General features: G+C 53.9%; 23 protein-coding genes and 1 riboswitch. Of the genes, 19 read left to right on the top strand and 4 right to left on the bottom strand.

The window, feature by feature from the left end:
* The first annotated feature begins 70 nt into the window (after positions 1-70).
* Complete coding sequence (gene cls, locus EKM90_RS07060) at positions 71-1,504, top strand: cardiolipin synthase (RefSeq protein ID WP_125581091.1); 1,434 nt, start codon at positions 71-73, stop codon at positions 1,502-1,504.
* A 628-nt stretch (positions 1,505-2,132) separates the two neighbouring features.
* Positions 2,133-2,231: riboswitch (TPP riboswitch) on the top strand.
* A gap of 48 nt (positions 2,232-2,279) precedes the next feature.
* Complete coding sequence (gene thiT / locus EKM90_RS07055) at positions 2,280-2,888, top strand: energy-coupled thiamine transporter ThiT (protein WP_125581088.1); 609 nt, start codon at positions 2,280-2,282, stop codon at positions 2,886-2,888.
* Positions 2,889-2,955: 67 nt separating this feature from the next.
* On the opposite strand, the gene EKM90_RS12800 is transcribed toward thiT, so the two are convergent.
* Positions 2,956-3,072 carry a DUF4044 domain-containing protein gene (locus tag EKM90_RS12800; RefSeq protein WP_164507893.1) on the bottom strand — a complete coding sequence of 39 codons (117 nt, stop codon included), beginning with the start codon at positions 3,070-3,072 and terminating at the stop codon, positions 2,956-2,958.
* 193 nt (positions 3,073-3,265) lie between these two features.
* On the opposite strand from EKM90_RS12800, the gene EKM90_RS07045 reads away from it, so the two are divergent.
* From EKM90_RS07045 to EKM90_RS06965, 17 genes are all read left to right on the top strand, one after another.
* The gene (locus tag EKM90_RS07045) at positions 3,266-3,592 is read left to right on the top strand and encodes a DUF3397 domain-containing protein (protein WP_125581084.1); all 327 of its coding nucleotides are present in this window, start codon (positions 3,266-3,268) and stop codon (positions 3,590-3,592) included.
* A gap of 199 nt (positions 3,593-3,791) precedes the next feature.
* Complete coding sequence (gene mraZ, locus EKM90_RS07040) at positions 3,792-4,223, top strand: division/cell wall cluster transcriptional repressor MraZ (protein ID WP_125581168.1); 432 nt, start codon at positions 3,792-3,794, stop codon at positions 4,221-4,223.
* A gap of 3 nt (positions 4,224-4,226) precedes the next feature.
* Complete coding sequence (gene rsmH / locus EKM90_RS07035; protein WP_125581082.1) at positions 4,227-5,165, top strand: 16S rRNA (cytosine(1402)-N(4))-methyltransferase RsmH; 939 nt, start codon at positions 4,227-4,229, stop codon at positions 5,163-5,165.
* A gap of 5 nt (positions 5,166-5,170) precedes the next feature.
* Complete coding sequence (locus EKM90_RS07030; RefSeq protein ID WP_125581080.1) at positions 5,171-5,557, top strand: cell division protein FtsL; 387 nt, start codon at positions 5,171-5,173, stop codon at positions 5,555-5,557.
* Positions 5,558-7,723 (top strand): penicillin-binding protein, encoded by a 2,166-nt coding sequence (locus EKM90_RS07025; RefSeq protein ID WP_125581077.1) that lies wholly within the window; start codon positions 5,558-5,560, stop codon positions 7,721-7,723. It abuts the gene before it with no gap.
* Positions 7,724-7,743: 20 nt separating this feature from the next.
* Positions 7,744-8,706, top strand: a complete 963-nt coding sequence (gene mraY, locus EKM90_RS07020; RefSeq protein WP_125581075.1) for a phospho-N-acetylmuramoyl-pentapeptide-transferase — start codon at positions 7,744-7,746, stop codon at positions 8,704-8,706.
* A gap of 51 nt (positions 8,707-8,757) precedes the next feature.
* A complete protein-coding gene (murD, locus tag EKM90_RS07015; protein ID WP_125581073.1) occupies positions 8,758-10,131 on the top strand; it encodes a UDP-N-acetylmuramoyl-L-alanine--D-glutamate ligase in 1,374 nt (457 codons plus the stop codon).
* A complete protein-coding gene (gene murG, locus EKM90_RS07010) occupies positions 10,132-11,229 on the top strand; it encodes an undecaprenyldiphospho-muramoylpentapeptide beta-N-acetylglucosaminyltransferase (RefSeq protein ID WP_125581071.1) in 1,098 nt (365 codons plus the stop codon).
* Positions 11,230-11,260: 31 nt separating this feature from the next.
* On the top strand, positions 11,261-12,094 hold the full coding sequence (locus EKM90_RS07005) for a cell division protein FtsQ/DivIB (RefSeq protein ID WP_125581069.1): 834 nt from the start codon (positions 11,261-11,263) through the stop codon (positions 12,092-12,094).
* A 124-nt stretch (positions 12,095-12,218) separates the two neighbouring features.
* A complete protein-coding gene (gene ftsA / locus EKM90_RS07000) occupies positions 12,219-13,511 on the top strand; it encodes a cell division protein FtsA (protein WP_125581067.1) in 1,293 nt (430 codons plus the stop codon).
* A 22-nt stretch (positions 13,512-13,533) separates the two neighbouring features.
* Positions 13,534-14,748: a cell division protein FtsZ gene (ftsZ, locus tag EKM90_RS06995; protein ID WP_125581065.1), complete on the top strand. Its 1,215-nt coding sequence runs from the start codon at positions 13,534-13,536 to the stop codon at positions 14,746-14,748.
* Positions 14,749-14,865: 117 nt separating this feature from the next.
* Positions 14,866-15,330, top strand: a complete 465-nt coding sequence (locus EKM90_RS06990) for a cell division protein SepF (RefSeq protein ID WP_125581063.1) — start codon at positions 14,866-14,868, stop codon at positions 15,328-15,330.
* Positions 15,331-15,341: 11 nt separating this feature from the next.
* A complete protein-coding gene (locus tag EKM90_RS06985; protein ID WP_263852869.1) occupies positions 15,342-15,626 on the top strand; it encodes a YggT family protein in 285 nt (94 codons plus the stop codon).
* A complete protein-coding gene (locus EKM90_RS06980) occupies positions 15,626-16,405 on the top strand; it encodes a YlmH family RNA-binding protein (protein WP_125581061.1) in 780 nt (259 codons plus the stop codon). The genes EKM90_RS06985 and EKM90_RS06980 overlap by 1 nt, the downstream gene beginning before the upstream one ends.
* Positions 16,406-16,445: 40 nt before the next feature.
* On the top strand, positions 16,446-17,159 hold the full coding sequence (locus tag EKM90_RS06975; protein ID WP_125581059.1) for a DivIVA domain-containing protein: 714 nt from the start codon (positions 16,446-16,448) through the stop codon (positions 17,157-17,159).
* A gap of 233 nt (positions 17,160-17,392) precedes the next feature.
* Complete coding sequence (gene ileS / locus EKM90_RS06970; protein ID WP_125581057.1) at positions 17,393-20,179, top strand: isoleucine--tRNA ligase; 2,787 nt, start codon at positions 17,393-17,395, stop codon at positions 20,177-20,179.
* A gap of 2 nt (positions 20,180-20,181) precedes the next feature.
* Complete coding sequence (locus EKM90_RS06965) at positions 20,182-20,403, top strand: cold shock domain-containing protein (protein WP_125581054.1); 222 nt, start codon at positions 20,182-20,184, stop codon at positions 20,401-20,403.
* A 55-nt stretch (positions 20,404-20,458) separates the two neighbouring features.
* On the opposite strand, the gene EKM90_RS06960 is transcribed toward EKM90_RS06965, so the two are convergent.
* The 3 genes from EKM90_RS06960 to EKM90_RS06950 form a co-directional block, all read right to left on the bottom strand.
* A complete protein-coding gene (locus EKM90_RS06960) occupies positions 20,459-21,403 on the bottom strand; it encodes a hypothetical protein (RefSeq protein ID WP_125581053.1) in 945 nt (314 codons plus the stop codon).
* 356 nt (positions 21,404-21,759) lie between these two features.
* Positions 21,760-23,223, bottom strand: coding sequence for an MFS transporter (locus EKM90_RS06955; protein ID WP_373301040.1), 1,464 nt, complete (start codon positions 23,221-23,223; stop codon positions 21,760-21,762).
* Positions 23,224-23,338: 115 nt separating this feature from the next.
* Positions 23,339-24,223 carry a phosphate ABC transporter substrate-binding protein gene (locus tag EKM90_RS06950; RefSeq protein ID WP_125581051.1) on the bottom strand — a complete coding sequence of 295 codons (885 nt, stop codon included), beginning with the start codon at positions 24,221-24,223 and terminating at the stop codon, positions 23,339-23,341.
* Between the last annotated feature and the right edge of the window lie 169 nt (positions 24,224-24,392).

The following is a 24,392-nucleotide window of genomic DNA, read 5'->3' as shown; positions in this document are numbered from 1 at the left end:
ATCATGTAGGACTGCGCTTGCTTGCCCTGTGGTATTATGAATAAAACGATAAGTGGAGGAGGGATGCCGGATGTGGCTGGAGACACTTCTGGTTGTCATCGTGGTCGTCAATGCGGCATCAGCCATCGTGACGGTGTTTCGGCAGCCGCGCGATATCGCGGCGACTTGGGCGTGGTTGCTGGTTTTGATGTTAATTCCGGTGCTCGGCTTTGTGCTGTATTGGTTGTTTGGCCGTAAGTTGTCAACCAACAAACTGAATGCACTGGCCACCCAGCAGCGGCTTGGGATTGATCAAATGGTGGCCGCGCAGCAAGAAGCGGTTGAGTTGAGCCAAGACCAAGGTACTAATTCCCCGTTTGCTGGCGCGCCGGAGTTGGTGCGGACGCTGCTCAAGGCGGATGGGGCTTTGATTACAACGATGAATGACGTGCAGTTGATTTTTGACCGCACGGCGTTTAGTCGCCGCTTGTTTGAGGATTTGGAGGCGGCTCAGCACCATATTCATATTGAGGCGTACACGATTGCGCCTGATGCCCACGGGCAAGCCCTGGTGCAGTTGTTGGTCAAAAAAGTCGAGGCCGGCGTGCGGGTCCGGGTGATTTACGACACCTTTGGCTCTCATCGCCTGAATCGAAACTTTTGGCGGCCGCTGATCGCGGCTGGTGGCATGGTGGAGCCGTTCATTGCCACCAAGCTAGGCCGGGCCAATTTGCGGATCAACTTTCGCAATCACCGCAAAATCACCGTCATTGATGGCCGTGTCGGGTACATGGGAGGCTTTGACATTGGCTCGTCGTCACGCAAGTATCTCATCACGCAAGACACCCAGCTGCGGATCAGCGGGCAGGCGGTGGCGTCGTTGCAGGCGCGCTTCTTCATGGATTGGAACACCACTGCCCGCATTAAAAAGGTGCATTTCCAACGCGCTTATTTTCCGGAATCACATGATACCGGCCGGACCACCATGCAAATTGTCAGTGGCGGTCCGGAGCAGGATTTGGAAGCCATCAAGTTGGGCGATTTGCGGCTTTTGGCCTTGGCTAAGCGCCGTATCTGGGTGCAATCGCCGTTCTTCGTGCCGGATGATAGTCTACTTGATGGGCTGATTTTAGCCGCCCAAAGTGGCATGGACGTGCGGCTGATGGTGCCCAAACAAACCAACCAACCGCTAATGGCAAAAGCCACGGCCTTTTATCTGAACCGTTTGGCTAAGCATGGGGTGAAGGTTTACCGCTATGATGCCGGTTTTTTGCACCGGAAAGTCATCATTGTCGACAGTCAGTATCTCATGACGGGGTCACCCAATCTGGATGTCCGCAGTTTCAAGTTGAATTTTGAAATTGCGGCCTTCATCTATGACCAGGCGCTGGCTGAACGCGCTGAGCGGCAGTTCAAGCTCGATTTGCAGCAGGCGACGGCCTATACTTATGCCGAGGTCAAGAGCCAGACGCGCTGGCATCAAATGGGCACTGAGCTGGCGCGGCTGTTTGCCCCGATTCTATAAACTTGCGTGGGCTGTCTGGCTAAAGCGCTCAGGTCCACAGCGTTTAGTTGCGCTCCGGGTGGCTAACGCCTGAGCAGTTAGCTACACCGGAAGCCTCACCGCCAAAAAGCGTCGGCAATGCTTCCGGCTAGGCTACCTGTCAGGCTAAAAGCGGCCACCCTCCGCAGCCTTTAGTTGCGCTGCGCTGGGCAACGCCCGAACAGCTAGCTACAGTCAGCGCCTCGAAGTCAAAGTGCGACTTCAATGCGCCGACTTAGGCTACCTGTCGGGCTAAGGGCGCCCAGCGCCACAGCCTTTAGTTGCGCTCCGGGTGGCCAACGCCTGAGCAGTTAGCTACGCCGGAAGCCTCACCGCCAAAAAGCGGCGGCACTGCTTCCGGCTAGGCTACCTGTCAGGCTAAAAGCGGCCACCCTCCGCCGCCTGTAGTTGCGCTACGCTGGGCAACGCCCGAGCAGCTAGCTACAGTCAGCGCCTCGAAGTCAAAGTGCGACTTCAATGCGCTGACTTAGGCTACCTGCCGGGCTAAGGGCGCCCAGCTCCACAGCGTTTTCTGTAGCCTGGTGCTTTTACTTGACTTTGGTAAGCGGTCCCTTATAATGGGTTTTGCACAAGTAAATAGTTGTCCGGGACCAACGCAAAGGGGAGCCATTGGCTGAGAGTGGGCATTTGCCCAGACCCTTCGAACCTGTTCGTTAATACGAGCGTAGGAATTGCGGTGTCGATATTTTTCGACCTTCTTTGTGGCTGGCTCCCAGCACACGAAGGAGGTTTTTTGATGTCTAAAACGATGTCACGTTTGATTGTTCTGATGGAAATTGCGGTGATTGCCGCATTCGCGATGGCACTTGAATATGTGCCTCACAAAACGGGGATTTCTAGTGTGGAAATGAGCTACGGCTTGATTCCGATTACCGTGCTTGCACTGCGCCGTGGGTTAGGCGCCGGCATGGCTGCTGGGCTGACCTGGGGGGTGCTGGATGTCTTTTTGATCGGCTTTAGCGAAGGTTCAGTGCTGAATCCGCTTCAAGGCTTTTTGGAATATCCGATTGCCTTTGCCGTCGCCGGCTTGGGCGGGTTGCTTTATCCGCAATTTCAAAAGGCACTGCATGAGAATAAGCCTAAAGCCATCCTGGCGACGGCTTGGCTGGCCGTGCTGATTGGCACGGCGGCGAAGTACTTCTGCCATTTCTTAGCCGGTTGGGTGTTCTGGGGTTCATACGCGCCTAAAGGCATGCCGGCTTGGCTGTATTCGCTGGCCATCAATGGCGGCTCAGCGATTGCGACCGGGCTGGTGACCCTGATCGTGGTGACTGTGCTGCTGCGGACCGTGCGCAAGGCGCTGTTCCAGCCCAAAACCGCGACCCAGTTCCAACCGCAACATTAGCTCACAAAAAAGCGTTGCTTCCAGCCAGGTGCAGGTTGGAGGCAACGCTTATTTTTATATGGAAGGGTTAAAGACTACCCATTGCTTGCAGGGCTAAAACCAAAACCCCAAACACGGTGACGATCAGCATGGCCCATGTTGCGATATGGGTAATATACCAAAACTTAGAACGCTTTTGCTTCACCAGTATCACCACCTTTTCCAGTCTGCGCCTGCACGATTTGCCATTTATTCCCTTGTAGTTTACCTGTTTTGCCAGGCAAGGGCAACTGAAATTGTTGGGTGCGGGTCGTCCGCCTTCGTCAATCCAGCGACCGCAGAACAAATCGATGCGACCGGCCACAGAATCGGGTATAGTGGAGCTTGGAGGAATGCTTATGTACACGTTGTTCGGCTATCTATTACCCCTTGTGGGTCTGGCGCTGTTGATTGCCAGTCGCGCCTTTCAATTTCGCTCACGGTTGCTACCGTTAGTGGCCACACTGCTGAATTTAGGCGGGTTGGCCATGCTCTTGGCCAACCCGCTCCCCAATGCAATCTGGGTCGCTTTGTTTGCGGCCTGCGCGATTGCCTTACTCTTGGTCGTCCTGCTGGTTGACCGAGATTATGATTTAGTGCTCAAACGTTATTTTTCAACTTTGGGCGGCGTCCTCACTTTAGCCACAACTTTATGGTGGCTTGGGGCGATTTTAATCACCCTTTAGAGCAAAAATAGGGCGCATCTCCCACCCAGAATCCACCGTTCCCCACCTGCTGCAAACCGCGGCCGGTGGGGATTTTTTGTACATCGTGGGAAACGTTGGTCAAAAACCAGATTTGTCAAGCCATTTTTTGATACTTGAGTGGTGGATAGTGGGGGATTGTGGTAGACTGAATTTAACGTCAGGAAAGGAGGGGTCTGTCATGCTAATGGGTGAATTTCATCACAGCATTGATGCGAAAGGACGCTTGATTATTCCAGCCAAATTTCGTGAAACACTGGGCGGTGATTTTGTGCTTACCCGGGGCATGGACGGCTGCCTCTTTGGTTATCCCATGGCGCAATGGGAGAAGTTGCAGGCGCAAGTTGAGACCCTCCCTTTGACCAAAAAAGACGCCCGGACCTTTAGCCGCTTCTTGTACTCGGCGGCCACGGAATGCGAGCTTGATAAACAAGGTCGCGTGAATATTCCCAAGCCTTTGATCGAGCACGCTGGGCTAGAGAAGGCCTGCGTTTTAGTTGGTGTTTCTGATCGCATTGAAGTGTGGAGTGAAGCGCGGTGGAACGCCTTCACTGCCTCTGCTGAAGAGAGCTTTGATGATATCTCTGAAAATCTGACAGACTTTGGACTGTAGCCGATGACATTTACCCACGAAACCGTCTTATTAAAAGAGGCCACTGATGAGCTGGCCGTCAATCCTGCCGGTATCTATGTTGACGCCACTTTGGGCCGCGCCGGTCATACCAAACGCATTTTGAGCCAGCTCACCTCGGGCCAGCTTTACGCGTTTGATCAAGACCAGGCCGCCATTGATGCCGTGACCGCTGCTTTGCAGCCAATGCCAGCAAACTTGCATTTGCTACATCGCAACTTTCGCGATTTAACCGCCGCTTTGGCAGAAGCCGGGGTGACGCAGGTGGATGGCATTTTGTACGATTTGGGCGTGTCATCACCGCAGTTCGATGACTCCCAGCGCGGCTTTAGCTATCGCTTTGATGCGCCGCTAGATATGCGGATGGACCAAAGCCAGCGCTTGACGGCCCGGACAGTGGTCAACGAGTGGTCCTTCCAAGACCTGGTGCGGATTTTTACCCGCTACGGTGAGGAACGGTTTGCCAAGTCGATTGCCCGCCAAATTGAGCGGGCTCGCGCTGAGCAGCCGATTGAGACCACTTTTGAACTGGTTGAGCTGATCAAAGCCGGCATTCCGGCTAAGGCGCGGCGCACGGGCGGTCATCCCGCCAAAAAAGTGTTCCAGGCCATCCGCATCGCCGTGAACGACGAATTAGGGGCGCTGGAAGACTCCTTGACGCAAGCCTTCACGCTGTTGGCGCCAGCCGGCCGCATTAGCGTCATTACCTTCCAATCTTTGGAAGACCGGCTCGTCAAAACCATGTTCAATGAAAAAACAAAAACCAAAGATCTCCCGCGCGATTTGCCGGTGATACCGGCAGACGCGGTGCCAGACTTCAGTTTGGTTAATCGCAAACCAATCTTACCAAGTGAAGCTGAATTAGCCGTCAATCATCGTGCGCATAGCGCGAAATTACGGGTCATCATGCGGAAAGCGAAGTGAACGACATGCTTGATAACACAGCAAGACAGTTAGATATGATGCAGCCTGAGCCAACACCTGCTGCACCCAAAGCCGCCCCGACGCCGCAGCAGGCGCCGCAAGCGGCGCCCAAGCATGTGCCGTTTTCGCCGCTTGAGCGGTTGGCCACTTTGGCGCTAGGTTTAATCATGGTGGGCTTTTGTCTGTTCTACCTGACCGGCCAAATGACCTTGGCCAATATGGATCGCAGTTATCAGCAGGTCCAGCGCAACATCACCACTTCGAAACAAGATATCGCCGATGCCAAGCAAAATATCGGTGAGTTATCCAATTCCAATCGCTTGACCAGTTACGCCAAGGCGCACGGCTTCACAGTGATCGAGGGAAATATCAAACGTGCGGTGAATAAGTAGATGAAAAAGAAACAGCAATCACGACAAATGAGCGTTAGGCATCCTGAGCGCAATCGCAAGATCTTCGGTATTATTCTGATCTTTGGGGTTGGGGCCATCTTGCTTGCGTTCATTTGTCGTTTTTGGTACGTCGCTGCCGGTGGGTCCGTAGATAATCAAAACCTCGCCGCCTTTCGGCAGAAGCTATACTATCGGGAAGCCAAACTTCAAGCCGATCGTGGAAATATCTATGATCGCAATGGCAGTGTGATTGCCGAAGACGCGAATACCTACACGCTTTATGCGGTGCTGGACAAAACCCAAGTGGTTGATGGCAAGAAGCAATACGTCTCCGACAAAGAGCAAACCGCCACCGTTTTGGCCAGGTACCTGCCGTTGGCCAAAGAGAAGATTTTGGCCTATCTCAATCCCAAGCAAGGCACTAATCAAGTCGAATTTGGCACGGCGGGGACGAACTTGTCGCTGGCGACGCGCAATCAGATCATGAAGGAAAAACTCCCGGGCATTGCGTTGACGGCTAGTCCTTCGCGCTTGTACCCAAATGGGGTCTTCGCTAGTTACACTGTTGGCCTTGCCCAGGCCAATAAAACCACCGACTCGGATCAATCCCTAGTGGGCGTGATGGGGCTGGAGAAGACCTTCGACAAGCTGCTGGCCGGGCACAATGGCTATCGCACCGCGCAAGGCGACAATTACGGTTACCGGATTCCGCAAGCCAAGGTGAAAACCAAGGCGGCGAAAAACGGGAGCAATGTTTACACAACCTTGGACAGTAGTCTGCAATCTTATCTGGAAACCCTCATGACCCAGGTGCAAAACACGTATCAGCAACAATCACTGACGGCGGTGGTGATGAACGCCAAAACCGGCGAAATTCTGGCTGCCAGTCAGCGGCCGACCTTTGATCCCAGCACCTTGGACGGCCTCGGTGCCGGCGCTTCCTGGCAAAACAGTCTTGTGGAAGATGCTTATGAACCTGGATCAGTCATGAAAGTGTTCAATCTGGCCGGGGCGATTCAAAGCGGCACCTTCAATTCTAATCAGTATTACGATTCCAGCAAAATAAAAGTGGGCGATACCACCATTCGTGACTGGAACCACGTGGGGTTTGGTGAAATTCCACTCAGTCAGGCCTTGCCGCGCTCCAGTAACGTCGGCTTTGTGCATATTGTGCAAGCCATGGGTGAAGCCAATCAGGCTAAAACCCTAAAGGATTTTGGCTTTGGTCAAAAAACCGGCATCGCGCTGCCCAATGAAAGCGCTGGTAGTTACAACCTGAACAGTGCGGTGACCCGCGCGGTCATGGCCTACGGGCAAAGTATCAACGTGACGCAAATGCAGATTTTGCAGGCGGCTACCGCCATCGCCGATGGTGGGACCATGGTGCGCCCACGGATTGTCAGCAAGATCAAGTCTGCCAGTGGCAAAACCACGACTTATTCGCGGCAAGTGGTGGGCAAGCCGATCAGCGCCAGCACGGCGAGTCAGGTGCTGAATGAGATGCGCGATACCATCAACCAAAGCTATGGTACTGGGACGATGTACAAAATCGCCGGTGCTGATATTGCCGCCAAAACCGGGACAGCCAATGTGCCGAATCCTAAAGGTGGGTACCTCGATGGGGCCACCAATCAGTTGCACAGTCTGCTGGCGATTGCGCCAGCCAGTGATCCCCAATTCATCGTTTATATCACTTTGAAGCAAAATAAGACCATGAAAAAACCAGCTACTACCGCGATCAATGATTTGTTCCATCCGTTGATGACTCGGCTGCTGGCGTTGAACGCTGGCAGCAGTGTTAGCGCCTCGGCGCAAACCTTGGCTATTCCTGCTGTAACCAACGACACGCTGACAGCGGCGCAAACCGCGTTGACCGCGAAGAAGTTAGTGGTGTCCACCGTGGGGACTGGGAACCGGATTGTGCAACAGATGCCGGCGGCTGATTCCGCGGCACTGATTGGTTCACGGGTGATTCTGCTAACCAATGGGGCGATGACCATGCCTGACGTTTCTGGCTGGTCGAAGAGCGATGTGTTAAAATTAGCCCAGCTTACAGGGAAGAAATTCAAGCTCCAAGGGGAAGGCTACGCCACTAAACAGAGCCTAGCGAGTGGTTCACTGCTTGGCAGCGAAACAGTGACGGTAGCTTTTCAGAAAACTCAGTAAATCATGAAGGTAGGAGTATCATGCAATTCACACAGATGTTGATCCCGATGGTGGCGGCGTTTTCGCTGACCATCATCATCATGCCCTTGTTCATTGGCTACATGCGCATGAAAAAGGAAGGCCAAACCATTCGGGAAATCGGGCCGAAGTGGCACGAAAAGAAAAACGGCACCCCAACCATGGGCGGGGTCGTGTTCATTTTCGCCATTGTGGTGGCAGCCCTGCTGTGCGATTGGTGGCAACACGCCTTAACCGTCAGCGTGTGGGTTGGCTTGTTTATCTTGGTTTTGTATGGACTGCTAGGGTTCTTGGATGATTTCATCAAGATTTCGCATCACCGCAACCTCGGCTTACGGGCTTGGCAAAAATTGTTGGGTCAGATTCTCGGGGCGGTGGTGTTCCTGATTGCCTACTTCCATGAGGGCTTTCCGGCGAGTTTGCCGCTGTTTGGCTTCACCTTGGCCGTGCCAGTGTTGTTTGCGGCCTTTGCGGTGGTCTGGTTGGTTGGCTTTTCCAACGCGGTCAATTTGTCCGACGGGATCGACGGGTTGGTAGCTGGTTTGGCCACGATTAGCTTCATTGCCTATGCCGTGCTGGCGGCGCATGATGGGCGCGTCGATGTCTTGATTTTGTGCCTGGTGACCGTCGGCGCGATGGTGGGCTTTTTCCTGTTCAACCACAAGCCAGCCAAGATTTTCATGGGCGACGCCGGGAGCCTGGCGTTAGGGGGACTTTTGGCCGTGATTTCGCTGTTGCTAAATCGGCCGTGGTCCTTGCTGCTGATTGGCATCGTTTATGTCGGTGAAACCGCGAGTGTGATTTTGCAGGTGGCCAGCTTTAAGTTGACCGGCAAACGCATTTTCAAAATGTCGCCAATTCATCATCACTTTGAGATGCTGGGCTGGTCGGAATGGCGAGTGGATTTGACGTTTTGGTTGGTGGCCATTTTGGGCAGTGGCTTGTACTTGGTTCTTTTTTGGTAAGATTGTGCCTCTTCCGTTGAAGAGAGCAAAGATAGGGGAGCGTTTTGGCGCATGCGTGTAAATACAGCATATCGAAACAAAAAAGTGTTAGTGCTCGGGTTAGCCAAAAGTGGGGTCAATGCCGCCAAATTGCTGCATCGGCTCGGCGCGTTGGTGACCGTCAATGATAAGCAAAAGTTCGATGACAACAAGGAAGCGCAAGCCCTGCTGGACGAAGGCATTACCGTGATTACTGGGAGCCATCCGGTGGAGTTGCTCGACGAGGGCTTCGAACTGATGGTGAAAAATCCCGGCATTCCATACAGCAATCCCATGGTGCAGCGCGCCGAGGCGCTGGGCATTCCGGTGATTACTGAACCCGAGTTGGCTTACTCAGTTTCTGATTCGACTTGGATCGGCGTGACCGGCAGTAATGGTAAAACCACCACCACGACTTTAATTGGCCTGATGCTGAACGAAGGCGAGCGCGCTGGGCATGCCTATGACGCTGGTAATATTGGTATTCCGGTGTCTGGGGTCGTCCAAAAAGCCACCGCGGCCGATACGATTGTCGCCGAATTGTCCAGCTTCATGCTGGTGGGCATTCAAACCTTGCACCCACATATTGCGGTTTTGACTAATATCTACGAGGCGCATTTGGATTGGCACGGCAGTCGAGAAAACTACGTAAAGGCCAAAATGCGCATCACCATGAATCAAACCGCCGATGATTATTTCATCATGAATTGGGATTTACCGGAGATGCATGAGCTGGCCAAGCAAAGCCAAGCGACCATCGTGCCATTTTCACGCCAAGGCGCTACCGGCGCCCGGGCCACCTTAACGGACGGTTGGTTATGCTTTGACGGTGAGCGCATCATTGAAGCTGACGCTTTGCAAATCCCCGGGGCGCACAACATCGAGAATGCCCTGGCCGCCATTGCCGCCGCTAAACTCAGCGGCGTGACCAACGCCGCCATTGTGGCAGTGTTAAGCCGGTTCACCGGCGTTAAGCACCGGATTCAATATGTGCAAACCATTGCCGGCCGCAAATTCTATAACGATAGCAAGGCGACTAACGTTGAAGCCAGCACCGTCGCTTTAACTGCTTTTCATCAGCCCATCGTGTTACTGGCCGGCGGGCTCGATCGGCACCTGCCGATGGATGATTTGCTGCCACTGATCAAGGCTCATGTTCACGCCATGATCACTTTTGGGGAAACAGCGCCGTTAATGGAAGCCCTGGCGCAGCAAGCCGACATTCCTTACCAGCGCACCGAAAACGTGAAAACCGCGGTGCCGCTGGCATTTGCCCAAAGTCAGCCTGGCGATGTCGTGTTGCTGTCGCCAGCTGCCGCCAGCTGGGATCAATATCCTAATTTTGAAATCCGAGGGGATGAATTCATTGCCGCGGTTCAAGCACTAGCCGAAAGCGAGGAAGCTTAAATGCGCCTGATGATTTCCGGTGGCGGCACTGGCGGCCACATTTACCCGGCCTTGGCCTTAATTCAGCGCCTGCAAGAACGCGGGCTTTTGGACGCAGTGATGTATGTGGGGACCGAAAAAGGGCTGGAGAGCCGCATTGTGCCCAACGCCAAGATTCCCTTTGAAACCTTGCCGCTGCAGGGTTTCAAACGCAAGCTAAACTTGGCCGGCGTCAAAACTAACGTCCAAACGCTGGGGCTGTTTGTGGGTTCCATGAATAAAGCGACCAAAATGGTCAAGGCCTTCAAACCCGATGTCGTGGTGGGCACCGGTGGTTATGTCTCGGCCGGGGTGCTGTTTGCAGCGGCGACCCATCACGTGCCCACGGTGATTCACGAGCAGAACTCGGTGGCCGGCGTCACCAATAAATTCTTGGCTCGCTTTGTCGATCGCATAGCCATCACCTTTCCTGAAGTGGCCAGTGCGTTTCCGGCCAAAAAAGTGGTACTGACTGGTAATCCCAGGGCCCAACAAGTCGCAGGGCTTCGGCCCAATGAGCGGTTAGCGGACTTTGGACTCGACCCGCACAAGCGGACACTGCTGATTTTTGGTGGCTCGCGCGGCGCCCCAAAAATCAATGCGGCGGCGGTTCAGGCCTTACCGGCTTTTGGCCGAGCTGATTTCCAGACGCTATTTGTGACCGGTAATCGCCATTACGGCCGGATCAAGAATCAACTGAAGCACGTTCCCGAAAACGTTAAGGTGGTGCCTTATGTCGATGACATGCCGGCGATTTTGCCAGATGTGAGCTTAGTCATTGGCCGCAGCGGCGCCACGAGCCTCGCGGAATTAACCGCCTTGGGTTTGCCGAGCGTGTTGATTCCCAGTCCGAATGTCACCCATAACCACCAGTACGTGAATGCCAAGAGTTTGGCTGATGGTGGGGCGGCTTTGATGATCACCGAACCCGAATTAGATACCAACTTTGCCAGTCAAATCACGGCGCTGATGGCTGATGATACCAGACTGCAAGCCATGGCTAAAGCCGCCAAAAACATGGGGGTGCCTGACGCCGCCGATCAGTTGATTGCGGTGCTGCAGGAAGCCATCGCCCGTTAATCGTTCATTCACAGTTAGGAGGTGACTCACAGTGGCATGGTTTCATTCTGCACGCAAAAAAGCTGATCCCTTGACGCCGTGGGAAGCCTACCAGGCTAAGCAAGCCAAAAAAAGGCGCCATCCTAAGCAGCGCAATCTGCCGCTACCGACGCTCACCAGTTTCAGACGGCACCAACGCACGCGCAATATCATCCTGGTCACCGCGCCGTTAGTCTTACTCCTCGCTGGGTTTGGCTATCTGATGTCCCCAGTGGCCAAGGTGCAACAGGTCAGTGTCAATGGCACTGAGAATGTGCCGATTCAGCAGGTCATTGATGCCAGTACGCTGTCTAATCGTGTTCTGATTCCCAGCGTGCTGCTGCATCCGCAGCGTTATCTCACGCGTATCAAGCAAGCACTGCCGCAAATTGCCTCGGCCCAGGTCAAAGTGCAGGCCGTTGATCAGGTCACCATTACGGTGAAGGAGCATGAGCCCATCGGCTACCGCCTGGCCAATAAGCGGTATCAAATGATTTTGGCCAATGGCACTTTGATTAAAGCCAAGACGAAAACCCCACTAGCGAACTACCCGGTTTTTTCCGGTTTCACGGTGAAAGAGGCCGCGGCGTTGGCCAAAGCCGTCGCCAAGTTTCCGCCGGCGGTGCGGCGGGCCACTTCGGAAGTGGATGCTAGCCGCGGCGACGGTAATCCTTATCAAATCACGCTGACGATGACCGATGGTAACACCGTGGTGGCTGATAGTCGCACCGTGGCCAAAAAGATTGCTTACTACCCGAGCATCGTGGCGCAGGTGACAACGAAAGGCACGGTGGACCTGGAAGTGGGGGCATTTTTCACCCCTTATCCAGCCAAAACGGCAAAATAGGCGAAAAACGCCGGCTTTTGCCGATATGGCGGCGCAAATGACGGGTTCGTGTGGTAAGATAAATTCAGCGTTATGTTTTCTCATCTAATTATTAAAAAACAGGTAGCAAGGAGGTTCCGTGGTCATGGAAAATCAAGACATCTATGTAGGGCTTGATATCGGGACCACCTCAATAAAAGTGATTGTGGCCGAGCTTGTGCAAGGTCAGCTGAACATTATTGGCGTGGGCAGTTCCAGGTCGCAAGGGTTATCGCGCGGCGTGATCGTGGATATTGACAAGGCCGCTGAAGCAATTCGGCAAGCCGTCAGTCAAGCGGAAGAAAAAGCAAGTATCAAGATCCAACAAGTCGTCGTTGGGGTCCCAGCGAACATGCTGCAAATCGAAAGCGTCACCGGGATGATTGCAGTCGGCGATCAAAGTAAAGAAATCACCGACAACGACGTGCGCGCGGTGGCGGCCGCGGCCTTGGTCCGGAACCTCCCGCCAGAGCGGGAGATGTTATCCTTAACGCCAACCGAGTTTATTGTTGACGGGTTTGACGACATCAAAGATCCCCGCGGCATGATCGGGGTGCGCCTGGAAATGCACGGCATCTTGTTCACCGCGCCGAAAACGGTGTTACATAACACGAAAAAGGCGATTGAAAAAGCCGGCTTGACCTTGCGCAATGTGGTTGTTTCCCCGCTGGCGCAAGCGCAAGTGGCCTTAAGTGATGGCGAAGCAGATTTTGGTACCATTCTGATTGACTTAGGCGGCGGCCAGTCGACTGCAGCCGTCATTCATGACCATAAGCTGAAGTTCACCGATGTCGATCAAGAAGGTGGCGAGTACGTCACCAAGGACATTTCCGTGGTGCTGAATACCGGTTACGCTGATGCGGAAAAGCTCAAGCGCGACTACGGCACTGCCGATTCCTTAGCCACTCACGAAGATAATACGTTCCCAGTGGCAGTGGTGGGCAAAACCGAACCCATCATGGTGTCAGAGAAGTATTTGGCCGAAATCATTGAAGCGCGGCTCACACAGATCTTGACCCGCTTGAATGAAGCCTTGCAGGCCGTTGATGCTTTCGCGTTGCCTGGTGGCATTGTCATTACCGGCGGCAATGCGGCGCTGCCTGGGATTACCGAACTGGCCCAGGATGTGTTCCAGCATCCGGTGAAGCGGTATATCCCAGATGCAATGGGTTTACGGCACCCGGCTTTCACCGCGGCGCTGGGTCTTATCACCTACGCTTCGCAGCTGACGGACATCGATTTGTTGGTCGCCAGCGTCTTACCTAATCCGCCGGCTGCCAACGAGCGGCCAGCGACCCAGACGCCAACGAAGGTGCCGACTAAACCCGCTGAACCCACCAGCGATGAACCGAAAAAGGCTTCAGCTTTGAAACGCTTCTTCGGCAATTTCTTCGAATAAACCCTATTTAGGAGGAACGACAATGGAATTCTCACTTGATACAGATAAAGATACCGGTGCAGTGATCAAGGTCATCGGGGTTGGCGGCGCCGGCGGTAATGCCGTGAACCGCATGATCTCCGAAGACGTCAAAGGCGTTGAATTCATCGCCGCTAACACCGATGTGCAGGCCTTGTCCAACTCGGATGCCGAAACCAAGATTCAGCTCGGCCCGAAATTGACCCGCGGCCTTGGCGCTGGTTCCACCCCTGATGTGGGCCAAAAAGCGGCTGAAGAAAGCGAAGAGGCCATCCAAAATGCCTTGACCGGGGCTGACATGATTTTTGTCACCTGCGGGATGGGCGGCGGCACCGGTACCGGTGCGGCGCCAGTGGTGGCCAAAGTGGCCAAGGACCTTGGCGCTTTGACTGTTGGCGTGGTGACCCGGCCCTTCACATTCGAAGGCCCGAAGCGCGCAAAAAACGCCGCTGAAGGCATCGCTCAGCTGAAAGAACAAGTGGACACTTTGGTGATTATCGCCAACAACCGCTTACTGGAAATCGTGGACAAGAAGACCCCAATGCTGGAAGCCTTCCATGCCGCTGATAATGTGCTCCGCCAAGGGGTGCAAGGGATTTCCGATTTGATTACCAGCCCGGGCTATGTCAACTTGGACTTCGCCGATGTCAAAACCGTCATGGCCAACCAAGGCACCGCGCTGATGGGTATTGGTTCTGCTACTGGCGAAACCCGCACCGTCGAGGCGACCAAGAAGGCCATTTCCAGCCCGCTGCTGGAAGTTTCCATCGATGGCGCCAAGAACGTTTTGCTCAACATTACCGGCGGCCCAGACTTGTCCTTGTTTGAAGCCCAGGACGCTTCTGACATTGTGGCGCAAGCAGCTTCTAGCGACGTCAACATCATCTTCGGGACTTCGATCAACGAAGACCTGGGCGATGAAGTGGTGGTCACAGTCATTGCGACCGGCATCGATGAAGGCGGGGCGCAGGATAACAATCGCCGCCGCCCAGCTGCGCGCCCGGCAACAGAAGCGCCAGCCAAGAGTGCCGATGATCCTTTTGTGCACTGGGATTTGCGCCGCGAACCGAAAGCCAGCGACAAGCCAGCTGAGAAAGATGCGGATTTCGACCATGTGAAGAAGCAGGAGTTCGATATCTTCGAAAGTCAGCCAGATGATCAGGCCAAGCCTGACGATGGCGATGACCAGCCGCCATTCTTCAAGCTGCGGCGGCAATAATCACCAGCCTAAGCTCTAGGCGCTTGCGCCAAGCCGATCACTAGCGACACGCTTAGGCGTCTGCTGGTATCGGTTTTTGTCTATCTGGTGCAGAACGCCAGGTCAGGAGGAAAGCATATGGTGCTTGAAAAAATCGGCAACAAATTTAGTCAATTCTTTGCGATGGATCCCGATGAGGATGATTTGACCAGTGGGCCGACGGAAACGGTCGCCCCAGCCAGTCCCGCGCCGCAGGCGAAACCTGCGGCCAAGCCCAACTATCGCACGAACAAAGTGGTGGCGATGGGCGAACCAACGGAAAAAACCGCCAAAATCGTGGTGTATGAACCACGCATTTACTCTGATGCCAAAGAAATCGGGAACCACTTAATGAACAACCGGGCTGTCGTGGTCAACTTTGACCAGATCGAATCAGCTGATGCCACCCGCATCGTTGATTTTCTGACCGGCACGGTGTTTGCCATTCATGGTGAAATCAAGCGCATCGGGCAAATGATCTTTCTGGTCACCCCGGCGAACTTCCAGATTGATGGCAGCTTGGCGGCCACATTGGGCACTGATGACGACATCGATTTAGGCTAGGAGGCGTCTGTTTGACCGCATTAGCTTGGTTATTTACGATTATTAATGATGCCTTGTATGTGTACATGGTGCTGATGGTGATTTATGTATTGATGTCCTGGTTTCCTGGGGCGTATCAATCCCGGTTCGGCCAGTTGCTGGGCCGCGTGGTTGGCCCGTGGCTGAACCTGTTTCGCATCATTCCGCCGATTTTGGGGCTCGACTTTTCACCGCTGATTGCCTTTTTCGTGCTGGATCTTTTGCGCGGTGGCTTAAACACCATTTTTAATGCGATTTTGATGCGGGTGATGTCCTGATGGATGCCATTTATCAGCATTTTCGCAAAGACGAGGCCCCGCTGATTGATGAACTGGCCGAACATTTGAATTTAGCGGCCACCGAGTATCGGCCGGTGCTGACAGATTTTCTGGATCCGCGTCAGATCCACATTGCCCGGGTGCTGACCGGCAGTGATGGCGATGTGAAATGCCATGTTTTTGGCGGCTATATTGGCGCTGAACGGGCGCGTATCATTTTTGCCCCAGCGTATTTCGCGCCGGATTTGATTGATTTTGAGGTCGCACCTTTAGAAATCAACTATCCGGAAAAATTTGCGGAAATGCATCACAGCAATGTGCTGGGCACCATGGCCAATGCGGGCATCAAACGCACGGCTTTCGGCGATATCATCACGGATGGTCAGCGCTGGCAACTGTTTACCACGCAGACGATGAGTGATTGGGTCCAAAGCAATATCACCAAAATTGGCCGGATTGGCGTCCGGCTTGAACCCATTGGCCTCGATCAGGTGGTCACACCAGCCAATGACTGGCAGCCGCTTGAATTTTCCGTCACCACCTTGCGGCTGGATAGCTTGGTGGCTCACGCTTTCAGCATGTCGCGGGCGCGGGCGAAGGCCCTAGTTGAAGCCCAAAAAGTGCGCCTGAACTTTGAGGTGATGACGCGCCCTGATGAACCAGTGGGGCAAGCGGATCTGATTTCGGTGCGCGGGTTCGGCCGCGTTCGCATCACAGCCTTGCTCGGCATCAGCAAAAAAGGTAAGCAGCGCTTGGCCACTGAGGTCATTCACAAATAACGTCTGCGCTAAGCAGGCCCAATAACGAGGAGGTACCACCATGGCATTAAGTCCACTAGATATTCACAATAAGGAATTCAACGTTCGCTTCCACGGGTATGATCAAGACCAGGTCAACGATTTTCTGTCGCAGATCATCAAAGACTACACGGCGCTGTTGAAGCAAAATGAAGAAACCGAAAAAGCGCTGCAAGAGGCCCAAGACAAGAATAAGTACTTCACTGACCTGAAGGATGCCTTGAACCAGTCGATTATTGTGGCGCAAGAAGCCGCCGATAAGGTCAAGAAGAATGCGGAAACCGAAGCCGCCTTGATTCAGCAGAAAGCCGAAAAGACCTCTCAGGACATGCTGACGGATGCTACCGACAAGGCCAACCATATCGTTGGCGATGCTTCGGATAAGGCCAAGAAGATCACGGTGGAAACCGAAGACCTTAAGCGGCAGACCCGCGTCTTCCGCCAGCGCCTGCAAGTGATGCTGGAATCGCAGTTGGAAGTGGTCAAGAGCCCAGAATGGAAAGACTTGTTGGCTAGCACCACAGAATCAGCCGAATACCTAGATCCGGCCCAGGTCAAAACACCAGCGCCGCTTGACAACGAGGCGTCAGATTCTGTAAACTCAGAGGCGGCTGAAGACACCGACGGTCAAACCAAGTTTACCGAAATTGTTTTCCCGACAGATGAACCAGAAACTGATGCGCCAACGGATGGCCCTGCCACTAGCGAAGCGCCAGTTGAATCTGATCAAGATTAAAATCAATCACGCCTGAACACAAGTCGGCAGTTGCCCCTTGCCACAGCGAACTGGGAATGGTGGAAGCCCGGTGCAAGTCAATTGACGGTATCAGTTCAGCGAAGCCTTGCGCCGGGTAATCCCGTTATCGATTGCTGAAGGAGCTAATTTTTAGCTCGAACTTAGGTGGTACCACGAGTGAACACTCGTCCTAATCGGGACGGGTGTTTTTTGTATGGAAGAGAGGAGTCGCTATGAAAGTCAAAGACACATTGAATTTGGGCAAAACTGATTTCAAAATGCGCGCCGGCTTGCCGAATAAAGAACCAAAGATGCAGGAAGCCTGGGAAGAAAATCACTTGTACCAAGAACGCCAAAAAGCGAATGAAGGCAAACCCACCTTCATTTTGCATGATGGCCCGCCATTTGCGAACGGGAACATCCACATGGGCCACGCGCTCAACAAGATCTCGAAGGATATCATTGTGCGCTATAAGAGCATGAATGGGTTCCGCGCGCCATATGTGCCTGGCTGGGATACGCACGGCTTGCCAATTGAACAGCAGCTGGCCAAAAAAGGCGTCCACCGCAAGGAAATGAGCATGGCGGACTACCGGGAACTGTGCCGCCAGTTTGCGATGAAGGAAATCGATAAGCAGCGCACCGATTTCAAGCGCCTGGGGGTACTGGGCGACTGGGAGCATCCTTATATCACCTTGCAGCCGAAGTTTGAAGAAGCGGAAATTCGGGTCTTTGGCGCCATGGCGGAAAAAGGCTATATCTATCATGGTTTGAAGCCGGTTTATTGGTCCTGGAGTTCCGAATCCACTTTAGCGGAAGCGGAAATCGAATACCATGATGTGAAATCACCTTCGATTTATGTCGCCTTCAAGGTGGTTGATGGCAAGTGCTTGCTGGACAGCGATACCAGTTTCATTATTTGGACCACCACCCCTTGGACCATTCCCGCCAACTACGGGATTGCAGTTAACCCGCGCTTTGAATACGCCCAGGTGGCAGCCGATGGCAAGAAGTATGTGGTCGCCGCCGAACGCTTGCCGGTGGTCAAAGAGGCGCTGGGCTGGCAGGACGTTGAAATCTTGAAGACCTTTAGCGGCAAGGAAATGGACCGCATGACCGCCCAGCACCCGCTGTATGATCGTACCAGCTTAGTGATCTTAGGCGATCATGTGACGCTTGATTCCGGGACCGGCCTAGTCCACACCGCGCCTGGTCATGGTGAAGATGACTACAAGGCCGGCATGAAATATGACCTGCCAGTGGTGTCTGTGGTCGATGAAAAGGGCTTTATGACCGAAGACGCGCCTGGCTTTACCGGCGTGTTCTACGACAAGGCCAACCCCATGGTGACCAAAGCCTTAGAGGAAAAAGGGGCACTGCTAAAGCTCGACTTCTTCACGCACTCGTATCCGCATGACTGGCGGACTAAGAAACCAGTGATTTTCCGGGCCACCACGCAATGGTTTGCCTCAGTCGATGCCTTCCGCGAGCAGATTTTGGCTGCCATCCATCACGTGCAGTTCACGCCAGAATGGGGGAAGACCCGCCTGTACAATATGATTAGAGACCGCGGCGACTGGGTGATTTCCCGTCAGCGCGCTTGGGGTGTGCCGCTACCGATTTTCTATGCCGAAGACGGCACCCCAATCTTGGAAAAAGCCACGATTGATCATGTTGCCGATTTGTTCGGCCAATATGGCTCGATTGTGTGGTCGCAGCGCGAGGCCAAGGACTTGCTGCCTGAAGGCTACACCAATGAACACTCCCCGCATGGCGAGTTCACCAAGGAAACCGACATCATGGATGTGTGGTTTGACTCTGGCTCTTCTTGGTCTGGCGTCGTTGAAGCACGGCCGGAACTGACTTATCCAGCTGATTTGTATCTGGAAGGTTCTGATCAGTACCGGGGGTGGTTCAACTCCAGTATCATCACCAGCGTGGCAGCGCGCGGCAAGGCCCCTTACAAGCAGGTCTTATCGCAAGGCTTCACCTTAGATGGTCAAGGCCGCAAGATGTCCAAGTCCTTGGGCAACACGATTGCCCCAGATGTCGTGGAAAAGCAGTACGGCGCTGAAATCATCCGCTTATGGGCGGCCACGGTGGATTCTTCTTCTGATGTCCGCGTGTCGATGGACAATTTTGCCCAGACTTCAGAGGCTTACCGCAAGATTCGTAACACCTTGCGCTTCATGATCGCCAACACGAGTGATTTTGATGAAGCTAAGGACATCGTTGCTTACGACCAACTCGGTAGCGTCGATCAGTATCTGATGGTCCGTCTGAATCAGGTGATTGAAGCGGCCAAGGCCGCTTACGACCGCTATGACTTTGCCACCGTGGAAAAGACTATCTCCAACTTCTTGGTGAACGATCTGTCGGCCTTCTACCTCGACTTTGCCAAAGACGTGGTTTACATTGAAGCCGAAAATAGTTTGGCCCGGCGCCAGATGCAAACTGTGATGTTCCGGGCCTTGGTTGACTTGACCAAGCTGCTGACGCCAATTCTTTCCCACACGGCGGAAGAGGTTTGGCCATATCTGCGCCAGCCGGAAGCTTACGCCGCGCTCAGCAATTTGCCGAGTGCCCAAAACTTTGCTAATGGTGAAGCACTGCTGAAGCAGTGGGGGGCCTTCATGGCGTTCCGTGCTGAAGTCCAAAAGAGTTTGGAAATGGCCCGCGATGCCAAGTTAATTGGTAAGTCCATGGAAGCGGCGGTGACGGTTTATCCAAAGCCCGCCTTACGCGCACTGCTCGCTGGGCTGGATGCCAATGTGATGCAGCTTTTGATCACCAGTGGCTTCACAGTTGCGGCTGAGGACGCTGCCGTGCCGGCTGATGCGGTTTCGTTTGACGATGGTGCGATTGTGGTCGCGCATGCAGCCGGCGATGTGTGCCAGCGCTGCCGCATGACCACGACTGATGTGGGCAGTGATGACCGCTTCCCAACCTTGTGTGCGCGTTGTGCCAAGATTGTGGCGGCAAACTTCCCAGAAGCCGTGACCAACGGCTTTGAGGCCTAATCATGTTAGGCCGCGTCCGGTTGTTTAACGAAAAGCAGGGCTACGGTTTCATCGTCCCTGAAGATGGTAGTCAGGATATCTATGTCCACTTTTCGGCTATTCTAGGTGGCGGGTTCAAGTCGCTCGCCGCTGGCCAAAAAGTGAAGTTTGTTATTGTTGAAGGCGCGAAAGGCCCTCAAGCCGCCAATGTGACGGTGGTTGAGGATTCTAATTACGGCGCTTAAAGACTAACCAAAAACGGCAACCCATTGTTAAGATGGGTTGCCGTTTTTGGTTGGGCTAAGGCTGACCATGACGTGCCGCTTGAAAGAGCCGGTGGGCGAATTTGTGCAATGCCGCAGAAGTGGTGAGCGTGTGATCATTGCTCACTGGGGTGCGATAAAGCGCATCGAGGTGGCCGAGTTTTTTTGCGCGCTTTTCAATCGTGGCGGCATCGCGATGCCGGAAGGTGTGCACCATGAAAGGTTCTTGGGCCGCGTCATAAATGACCAGCGCCAGCGCTTGGTACTCGAAGACGGTGTAGCGGATGCGGCCAATTTTAACCGCCTGACGCACGCGGTCCGGCCCTTGCCCTTGCCACAACGCTTGGCGCTCGCTGACGGTAAGCGCCACCGGTTCGGCGACTGGCGTGGTGGCGGCGCCGGCGGCTGTGATGTAGACAGGGTGCCGGTCGGTTTGGACGATTTGATGCCAAGGGGTCAACGAATCATCACCAATGGGATTGACCGCTAACAGATTCAAGTCACTGCTGGCCGCGACCCGCGTGGAGAATAGCGCTGAGGTGGCAACAATGTTGATGCTGACTTGCGCATAACGCGCAGTGAGGAGATGTAGCTTTAGCGGCTGGTAACACTCATAAAGTGCCAGTCTGGCCGTTAAGGCGTGCAGACTGGCGCCGTGCGTGGCGCTTTCATTCAAATATTGATTGCACAGCCGCACCGTATTGCCAGTGGTGAGACTCACCACGGTGCCCTGGGCGCTGACGGTTTTAGCCAAGGTCACCAGCACACTAAAGGCATGAAAGCTGCCACTAGGCGCAATAATGGCCAGCTCATGCAGCGGCGCCACGGCGGAGAGTTGCAGAATCAAGGGCTCGAGCTGGGTTTGCTGTGGAATTTGGACCAGCCGGGTTTGACCGGCTAGCGCTTGGTGAAAAAGCTGTTGTAAGGTACGCAAATTTATAGCCGCGTCGGTCCCAAGCGCAGCAATCGGTTCATCGTTCATACCCCTGCCTCCAATATCTTCTCATCAGAATACCACCATCATTGCCATTTGTCTTTAATTATATCGGCATAATTTTAGGTTGAAGACGAGAAAACACGTTCTGGTCGAAAGACGAAAGGCCGCCAATCCAGGGGGAAGCGGGATAAAAACTGATTAAAAACAAAAATATTTGCTAAAATTAGAGGCTTCACCACTGAGATGGTAAAACGGCTTCTCTAACCTAAATGCAATCTTATGATGAATATCATAATACTATTTCATCAAATACTAATGAAACTGGTCGGGCCAATCTGGTGACGGCCTAAAAAAGGCGAAAGGAACCCCGCCTCAAAGACTTGAAGGCGGGGTGAGCGGCCTTAGGCTAAGCGGTGTTCGCGCCATTGGGCCAGCAAATTCAAGGCCAAGGCAATCAGCATCAAAATCAAAGCCAGTAGCATAATCGCGTGGAGCCCAGAATAAAGAATGCTGCGCATGGTGGGGAGCCAAGCGTGAGGCAGTTGACCAACTTGGGTGGCATCGCTCAGTTTGTTCATCATGTTCATGGTGATTTGAGGATGTTTGGCGATGCCTGCCGCCAGGTGCTGGTTCATGACCAGACCAAAGATGGCGGTAGTGAAGGTTTGGCTCAGCATGCGAATCAGAAAACTAAACGAAGTGGCGACCGGAACGTCGGCTGGATCAGCGTCGACTTGGACCTTGACCTGCAATTCGTTGAAGCAGGCGCCATTACCAAAACCTTCAAAAGCGCCGGCGACGAGCAAAAGCCAAAATGGGGCGGTTGGCGACAGTAGCCGCATCACCACGAAACTCAACGTTAAAATCACAATGGCAATGGTCAAAGTTTGATGCGGACTAAAGCGGCGCCGTAGCACCGGCACGGCTTCGGACCCGCCAAAGTTAGTGAAGGCGGCGGGAATTTGTGTCGCGCCCCCAAGCAAGGCCGACGTGCCAAGTAGCCCTTGGGCCCACATCGGCGCATAGGTGAGAAAGGACACGAAGGCCCCCCAGATCAACGTGAACAACACGAAGTCGAGCACAAGCCGGTGGTTACGGAATAAGCGCGCAGGCACGACCGGATCCGGCGCCGTCCGTTCGGCCATGATGAGGCCAGCGCCACAAGCTAATGTGAGGCCCAGCAGCAAGCCGACGACCCAAAGCGCGGTCAAGCCAATGAGTTCCAGGCCGCCCAGCAAGCTGACCAACAGGCCCACCAACAGCACGGCACCGCGGCGGTCCAGCGGTGCTTGGCGAGGGCTGGGCCGCTGCGCGCGATAGAAGACTTGCACCATCGCTGCCGAGAGCAGGCCGATCGGGACATTGATGTAGAAGACCCAGTGCCAAGAGAGGTAGTCCACCAAAAAGCCGCCAATCAGCGGCCCGATAATGGTGGCGAAGCTGTAAAAAGCCGAGACCAGCGCCAAGGCCTTCATCCGTTCCCGCACCTTAGGATAGAGCTGGGCGAAAATGATGTACGGCAGTGAAATCATGCCGCCGTTGCCAATGCCCGCCAGCCCCCGCGTCAGAATCAGCAGCCCAATGTTAGGCGCCAACCCTTGGAGCAATGAGCCCACCACGAACACCATCGTCGCCCACTGGTAGGCGGTTTTGTTGCCGACGCGCTCGCCGAACTTGCTCCACAGCAAGGTACTGACGGCAGTGCCAAGCAGAAAAACCGCGACAATCCAGGCCATCAGTTGTAAGCCATGTAAGTCGGCGATAATGGCGGGCAGCGCAGTGTTAACAATGGTGCCGTCAATGCCAGACATGACATTGGATAAGAGCAAAGCGATGGTAACAATCATGACGTTGCGTTTGGTCAAAAGTGGCGCTTCCTTTAGCTATCAGAGTTAAATCGTATAACCATTATTTTATGCTTATCGAAAGAAAGCGTCTAGACGCAAAAAAGGCCTAGCTAAGTAGCTAGGCCAGCAAAAGTTATTTGTCTTCGATTTTGCCATCATGCGTGCGGGCCACTTGCATGTCCACAATCGGAATGTAACCCATTTGCGTCACGAGCTTAGCTTGCACACTTTTACTTTGCAGGTAGTTGATAAACTTAGCGGTAGCGGCATTCGGCGAGCCTTTGGTGTACATATGCTCATAGGCCCATACTGGCCAAGCGTTCGTGGCAACGTTGGCGGCGGTTGGCTTCACCCCATTGAAAGCCAAGGCTTTGACGTCCTTGGTGATGGCGGAGAAGGCCAAGTAGGAAATGGCGCCTGGCGTCGAAGCGACCATTTTGGCGACGGTGCCGCTGGAGTCCTGTTCTTGCGCGGTTTTAACCTTAGTGGTCTTCAAGGCGAGCTGTTCGAAGGTGGCGCGGGTGCCAGAGCCCTGCGCGCGGTTGATCAAGACGATACTTTGATCCTTCCCGCCGACTTGTTTCCAGTTGGTGATGGTGCCAGTGAAGATACCCACGAGTTGGGCGCTAGAAAGGTTGGTCACCCCAACGCCAGGGTGGACGACTGGCGCGACGCCGACCACCGCGACTTGGTGGTCGACCAGCTTGTTGGCGTCGATGCCGTCTTTTTCCTGGGCGAACACATCAGAATTGCCGATGGTGACTGCGCCGGCCGCAACTTGGCTCAAACCGGCGCCAGACCCGCCGCCTTGCACCGTGATGTCGACGCCAGGGTTGTCGGTTTGATATTGTTTTGCGGCTTGTTCAACGAGCGGCTGTAAGGCCGTCGAGCCGACGGCGACAATTTTGCCGCTGGTGCTGCTGGTTTTCGCCGTGCTGGCGGAGCTAGTGGTTTTACTGCCGCAAGCGGCCAAGGTTAAGGTCAGCGTGGCGGCGAGTAGTAAAATGCTTTTTTTCATTTTGGTTTCCCCCCTTAGTGGAATATCACCAGCATAAAGGCTGAAAGTAAATAAACGATATGAGTGCCGTAATTGTTGCGTAGCCGACGTAAAGCTCTCGCAATAGATGTGTAAAGACACGGTGAGCCAAATTTGATTTTCAGAAAATTCACAGATATACTAGCAAAGA

Source organism: Lacticaseibacillus suibinensis (genome assembly GCF_003946175.1).
GTDB lineage: Bacteria > Bacillota > Bacilli > Lactobacillales > Lactobacillaceae > Lacticaseibacillus > Lacticaseibacillus suibinensis.
The sequence above is the reverse complement of the archived record's forward strand: the minus strand, read 5'-3'. Positions and strand labels throughout refer to the sequence as shown.